Raw genomic sequence first — 6,547 nt, forward strand, 5'->3', positions numbered from 1 at the left:
GCTGCTCCAGGCGCTTCTTCGACTCGTCGTACTGCTTCTGCATCGCCTCGATCTCCGTCATCAGACGGTCGTCGACGACGGCGAACTGCCACCATTGCGAGCGGGGATACTCGCTGATGATCTCGCGGGTCAGCGTGGTGTCCTTGCGGAAGCCCTTCGGGCCGGCGATCGGCGACTGGCCGATCAGCACCTCGGCGAGACGCGCGTAGGTGTTGCGGTCGAGGATGGTCTGCTCGTCGTCGCGGTCCTTGGCGAGACGCTCGATCTCCTCGCGCTCGATCGCCTGCGCGCGCTCGTCCTTGTCGACGCCGTGGCGGTTGAACACCCGGACCTCGACGATGGTGCCGGTGACACCCGGCGGCACGCGCAGAGAGGTGTCGCGCACGTCCGACGCCTTCTCGCCGAAGATGGCGCGGAGCAGCTTCTCCTCCGGCGTCATCGGGCTCTCGCCCTTCGGCGTGATCTTGCCGACGAGGATGTCGCCCGCGTGGACCTCGGCGCCGATATAGACGATGCCGGCCTCGTCGAGGTTCTTGAGCGCCTCCTCCGAGACGTTCGGGATGTCGCGGGTGATCTCCTCCGGACCCAGCTTGGTGTCGCGGGCCATCACCTCGAATTCCTCGATGTGGATCGAGGTGAACACGTCATCCTTGACGATCCGCTCGGAGAGCAGGATCGAGTCCTCGAAGTTGTAGCCGTTCCAGGGCATGAACGCGACGAGCACGTTGCGGCCGAGCGCGAGCTCGCCGAACTCGGTGGACGGTCCGTCGGCGATGATCTCGCCCTTCTTCACCGGCTCGCCGACGCGCACCAGCGGCTTCTGCGTGATGCAGGTCGACTGGTTCGAGCGCTGGAATTTTTGCAGGCGGTAGATGTCGACGCCGGGCTTGGTCGGGTCGGTCTCTTCCGTCGCGCGGATGACGATACGGGTGGCGTCGACCTGATCGACGATGCCGGAGCGGCGGGCGGCGATGGCCGCACCCGAGTCGCGGGCGACCACGGCCTCCATGCCGGTGCCGACGAAGGGCGCGTCGGCGCGGACCAGCGGCACCGCCTGGCGCTGCATGTTCGAGCCCATCAGCGCGCGGTTGGCGTCGTCGTTCTCGAGGAACGGGATCAGCGCCGCCGCGACCGAGACGAGCTGCTTGGGCGACACGTCCATGAGATCGACGCGGTCGGGGGCGACCACGATGACCTCACCCGCGCGGCGGCAGACCACGAGGTCGTCCGTCAGCTTGCGGCCCGCATCCATGCCGGCATTGGCCTGGGCGACGTAGTACTTCGCCTCCTCCATGGCGGAGAGGTAGGCGACCTCGTCGGTCACCACGCCGTCCTTCACCCGGCGGAACGGGGTCTCGATGAAGCCGTACTTGTTCACGCGGGCGAAGGTCGCCAGCGAGTTGATCAGGCCGATATTCGGGCCTTCCGGCGTCTCGATCGGGCAGATGCGGCCGTAATGGGTCGGGTGCACGTCGCGCACCTCGAAGCCGGCGCGCTCGCGGGTCAGACCGCCCGGGCCGAGGGCCGAGAGGCGGCGCTTGTGCGTCACCTCCGACAGCGGGTTGGTCTGGTCCATGAACTGCGAGAGCTGCGACGAGCCGAAGAACTCGCGCACGGCGGCCGCCGCGGGCTTCGCGTTGATCAGGTCCTGCGGCATCACCGTGTCGATATCGACCGAGGACATGCGCTCCTTGATGGCGCGCTCCATCCGCAGGAGGCCCAGACGGTACTGGTTCTCCATCAGCTCGCCGACCGAGCGGACGCGGCGGTTGCCGAGGTGGTCGATGTCGTCGATCTCGCCCTTGCCGTCGCGCAGGTCGACCAGCGCCTTGACCACCGCGAGCATGTCCTCGCGGCGCAGCGTGCGCACGGTGTCGGCGGCGTCGAGGTCGAGGCGCATGTTCATCTTCACGCGGCCGACCGCGGAGAGGTCGTAGCGCTCGGCGTCGAAGAACAGCGAGTGAAACATCGCCTCCGCGGTGTCGAGCGTCGGCGGCTCGCCCGGGCGCATGACCCGGTAGATGTCGAACAGCGCGCCCTCGCGGCCGGAATTCTTGTCGACCGCCAGGGTGTTGCGGATGTAGGGGCCGACATTGACGTGGTCGATGTCGAGCACCGGGATCTCGGTGACGCCGACGTCGTCGAGCGCCTTGAGAAGCTTCTCCGAGATCTCGTCGCCGGCCTCGGCCCAGATCTCGCCGGTCTTGCCGTTGACGAGATCCTCGGCGATGTACTGGCCGACGAGATCCTCGTCGGTCGCCTTGAGGAACTTGGTGCCCTTCTCGCCGATGAGGCGGGCGTTGCGGGCGTTGAGCTTCTTGCCGGCTTCCAGCACCACCTCGCCGGAATCGGCGTCGATGAGATCGACCGAGGCCTTGAAGCCCTTCAGGCGCTCGGCGTCGAACGGCACGCGCCAATCCGCCCCGTCCCGCTCGTAGGCGACGCGGTTGTAGAAGGTCGAGAGGATCTCCTCGCCGTCGAGGCCCAGCGCGAACAGCAGCGAGGTCACCGGGAGCTTGCGCTTGCGGTCGATGCGCACGTGCACGATGTCCTTGGCGTCGAACTCGACGTCGAGCCAGGAGCCGCGATACGGGATGATGCGGGCGGCAAACAGCAGCTTGCCGGACGAGTGCGTCTTGCCCTTGTCGTGGTCGAAGAACACGCCCGGGGAGCGGTGCATCTGCGAGACGATGACGCGCTCGGTGCCGTTGACGATGAAGGTGCCGTTGTCCGTCATGAGCGGCATGTCGCCCATGTAGACGTCCTGCTCCTTGATGTCCTTGACGGACTTGGCGCCGGTGTCGGGATCCACGTCGAACACGATCAGGCGCAGCGTCACCTTGAGCGGGGCCGCGAAGGTGATGCCGCGCTGGCGGCACTCGTCGACGTCGTATTTCGGCTGCTCGAAGGTGTAGCGCACGAATTCGAGGAGCGCCGTCGAGGCGAAGTCGGAGATCGGGAAGACCGACTTGAAGACGCTCTGGAGGCCCTCGTCGGCGCGCCCGCCCTCGGGCTCGTCCACCATCAGGAACTGGTCGTAGGACGCCTTCTGAACCTCGATGAGGTTCGGCATCTCGGCGACTTCCCGGATCTTGCCGAAGAACTTGCGAATGCGCTTGCGACCGACCAGCGTATTGGCCATGAGACCTCGCTCCACCACTCAGCGTAGGGTGCCCGGGGAAGGCGAGAACGCCTCCCGTCACCGGGCTCGAAGGGCCGCCCCGCCGGACGATCAGCCCACCCGAACCGAATTCGTCTCCGTTCGCCGCACGCTCCCTGGGGAACGACGACCGCCCGAAGCGGCGTTAGCCCGCGAGCCGGAGCCCGCGGGCGTGAAGGCCGGCGCAGCCCCGGGGGGACTGCGCCGGATGCGATGGGCCGGATCGGCCCATCGACGGATTACTTGAGCTCGACCTTGGCGCCGGCCTTCTCGAGCTGGGCCTTGATCTTCTCGGCCTCTTCCTTGGCCACCGACTCCTTGACGGGCTTCGGGGCGCCCTCGACGAGGTCCTTGGCCTCCTTGAGGCCGAGGCCGGTGATCGCGCGGACCTCCTTGATGACCTCGATCTTCTTGTCGCCGGCGCCGGCGAGCACGACCGTGAACTCGGTCTGCTCCTCGGCGGCCGGGGCGGCGGCGCCACCACCGGCGGCCGGGCCGGCCACGGCGACGGCGGCAGCGGCCGAGACGCCCCACTTCTCTTCGAGAAGCTTGGCGAGCTCGGCGGCTTCCAGAACGGTCAGCGAGGAGAGATCGTCGACGATCTTGGCAAGATCAGCCATGTGCGGATTCCTTTAGGTATATCGGTTTGAACGGGTCGGTTTGTAAGGGGGAAACGGCTCAGGCCGCCTCGTCCTTCTTGGCATAGGCCCCGAACACGCGGGCGAGCTTGGCCGCCGGCGCGTTGACGACCTGGGCGACCTTGGTCGCGGGAGCCTGGATGAGGCCCACGAGCTTGGCGCGCAGTTCGTCGAGGGACGGGAGCGTGGCGAGTGCCTTCACGCCGTCCGGGTTCAGGGCGGTCGTTCCCATGGCGCCGCCGAGAATCACGAGCTTGTCGTTCGTCTTGGCGAAATCCACCGCAACCTTGGCGGCCGCGACCGGGTCGCTCGAATAGGCGAGCAGGGTCGGGCCCTTCAGGAGGGGCTTGATGGAGGCGACGTCCGTGCCATCGAGAGCGATGCTGGCGAGCCGGTTCTTGGCGACCTTCACGGTGGCGCCGGCCTGCTTCATCTGCGAGCGCAGCTTCTGCATGTCGGCGACCGTGAGGCCCTTGTAGTGGGCCACGACGACGACGGCGTTCGTGGTGAACACGCCGTTGAGCGTCGAGACGAGATCAGCTTTAGCTGTCCGGTCCACTGGTGCTCTCTCCGGTTGGCGGAACCTGAGGCAGGTCCGCCGGTTGCACTTGCCGCCCGGAACGGATCTCGGCTGAGAAGCCGGAACCGTCGCCCGGGCGACGTCTCACGGCCCTGTCCCCTTGAAGCGCCGTCAGGCCCCTCGCGGGTGAGATTGGTTCAAACCGATGCCTCCCCCCGGTGCCGGCCGGCCCCGAGGCGAGGTGAAAAAAAATTCGGTCTTCCCCGTCTGTGCAGGCTGTCGCCGATTAAGCCGGTTGCCCGGCGCCTGCAGTCTCGGACAGGACATAGCCGGAAACGGCGCTCGGAGCGGCTGCCCCAAGTCCCTTCCGGCCATCACCGCCCGGTCGCCCGAGCGGCATCTCGAATGGAAACCGACCGATCGGCCGATCCCTTCCAATAGGTGAATTCGTGGAGCGCGGTCTATAGCGGCGTGCAAGCTCCCTGCCAAGTCCCGCGACGCGACTTTTCCGTCGCAGGCAAGAGGGCAAGTGGGAGCGGAGACGCGGCCACGGGCCGGGGCGGCCCGCGCACCGGACCGCACCGGTGCCGGTCGGACGCGCGAGCCCCGCGTCGACGCGGGCGTTAACCCGGCCTTGACTCTGCCCCACCGCCCCCGCCGCTTCGCATGATCCGTGTGCGCCAGCGCATCCCGAGCCGCGTCGCGGCGGCCTTATACCGCATCGCACAAAAGCGGGGATGGTTCGGGCGATGGCCTCGAAGGCGTTGTTGGCTCTGGTGATGCTCGTCTTCGTCCTGGACGGCCACCTGCCCGGGATGCGCGAACTGCGCAACCCGGACACCGAAGGCGGCAAGGGCGCGAGCCGCGCCGCGCTCCTGTCGAAGCGGTCCGAGGCCTGAGCCGGAGCCGAGCCGGGACCCGCTCCGGGCCGCCTGCCCCGCATTCAGTAGTTGATCTGCAGCTGGGCCCGGAAAAGGTCGCCCTTGGCCCGGCCGAGGCGGCTGATGCTGGCCTCGCGGCGGTTCATGCTGGCATAGGCGAGCGTCAGCTCGACCGCCTTGATCGGCTGGAACTCGACGCCGAGCTCGAACTCGTCGGTGTCGAGCCGCGGCGCGCTCGTTCCCACCTTCCAGCCGCCGTCATAGGTCTGCCAGCGGGCGTAGGGCATGAACGGCCCGACCGGGGAGCGGTCGACCCTGACCATCGCCTGGACGTAGCCGCCCTGGAGCGGCTTGGTCAGGATCGCGCGGGCCACCGGATCGTATTCGGGGCCGCGGCCCCAGTTCCACTCCGCCTGGAGGCCGAAGGGCTGTGGGTACAGGATCGCGTGCAGGCCGACGCGCTCGTCGTCGTAGCCGTTGCCGAGGCCTGGGCTGCCGAGTTCGGGCCGGAACCGGTTGCGGTAGGCCGAGCCGCCGACCTCCAGCACCTGCCCCCGGAACGCCTCGCCGAGCCCGTCGAGTTCGAACGGCCAGGTCGCCATCACCACCGTCATCAGGTCCTCGTTGGCCTCGATCCGGTTGATGGTCTGGCCGTTGTAGAGGCCGAGGCCGAAGGCGCCGTAATTGCCGAACAGCTTCTGGCCGCCCCTGGCGAGGCGGTCCCAGATCCGCTGCACGTGCCAGGGTGTGTAGTAGAGGGTGATGCCGAGATCGCGCTCGCCGGGAACGCCGCTGTTGAGCGCGTCGGCGCGGTCGAGCGTCAGGCGGTTCTGCGAGGATTGCAGGTTCTCCCAGCCGTAGGGCACCTTCTGCTGGCCGAAGCGCAGCTTGGTCCGGCGCTCGTCGTCGAGGAAAACGTCGGCGTAGGCGTCGCGCAGCTGGGCGTAGTTCTGGCGCCCCTCGGGGCCGGACTGGTTGGACACGTTCACCGCGAAGTCCGGCTGCAGGTAGATGAACACGCGCTCGTGGATGTCGCCCTGGAGCACGAGGCGGACGCGCCGGAAGGTGAAGGTGTTGCGGTCCGAGATGCCGCCGTCATGGACCGAGCGCAGGCGCGAGCGGCCCGCGGGCGCGGTGTCGTCGCCGGACAGGAACTCGTTCGAGCGCAGCTGGGTGTAGCCGCGCAGCGACAGCCGCTCGAACCAGGTCCTGGGCCGGGCGCCGTGGTTCGGCCCGTCCGCCAGCGGCTGCGGCGCGGGCGGCACCAGCGCGTCGGACCACGTGTCCGGCTCGTCGAGGGCGAAGCGGTGCGGCACCGGTGCGACCACGACCGGCGGCGCGACCGCCG

Annotated in this window: 5 protein-coding genes; 1 reads left to right on the plus strand and 4 read right to left on the minus strand. The window is 68.2% G+C overall.

Annotated features, from left to right (window positions below):
• From rpoB to rplJ, 3 genes are all read right to left on the minus strand, one after another.
• Positions 1-3,142, minus strand: a 3,142-nt coding sequence (rpoB, locus tag MFF42_RS22575) for a DNA-directed RNA polymerase subunit beta (protein ID WP_238257912.1), incomplete at its 3' end; no start/stop codon positions are given.
• Between the two features lie 257 nt (positions 3,143-3,399).
• The gene (rplL, locus tag MFF42_RS22580; RefSeq protein ID WP_238257913.1) at positions 3,400-3,780 is read right to left on the minus strand and encodes a 50S ribosomal protein L7/L12; all 381 of its coding nucleotides are present in this window, start codon (positions 3,778-3,780) and stop codon (positions 3,400-3,402) included.
• Positions 3,781-3,838: 58 nt separating this feature from the next.
• Positions 3,839-4,357, minus strand: a complete 519-nt coding sequence (rplJ, locus tag MFF42_RS22585; protein ID WP_012456200.1) for a 50S ribosomal protein L10 — start codon at positions 4,355-4,357, stop codon at positions 3,839-3,841.
• Between the two features lie 710 nt (positions 4,358-5,067).
• Between rplJ and MFF42_RS22590 the strand changes: the two genes are divergently transcribed.
• Positions 5,068-5,217: a hypothetical protein gene (locus tag MFF42_RS22590; RefSeq protein ID WP_238257914.1), complete on the plus strand. Its 150-nt coding sequence runs from the start codon at positions 5,068-5,070 to the stop codon at positions 5,215-5,217.
• 44 nt (positions 5,218-5,261) lie between these two features.
• Here the strand turns inward: MFF42_RS22590 and MFF42_RS22595 are convergent.
• Positions 5,262-6,547, minus strand: a 1,286-nt coding sequence (locus tag MFF42_RS22595; protein ID WP_238257915.1) for a porin, incomplete at its 5' end; no start/stop codon positions are given.

Origin of the sequence: Methylorubrum podarium (assembly GCF_022179745.1) — a bacterium.
Taxonomy (GTDB): domain Bacteria; phylum Pseudomonadota; class Alphaproteobacteria; order Rhizobiales; family Beijerinckiaceae; genus Methylobacterium; species Methylobacterium podarium.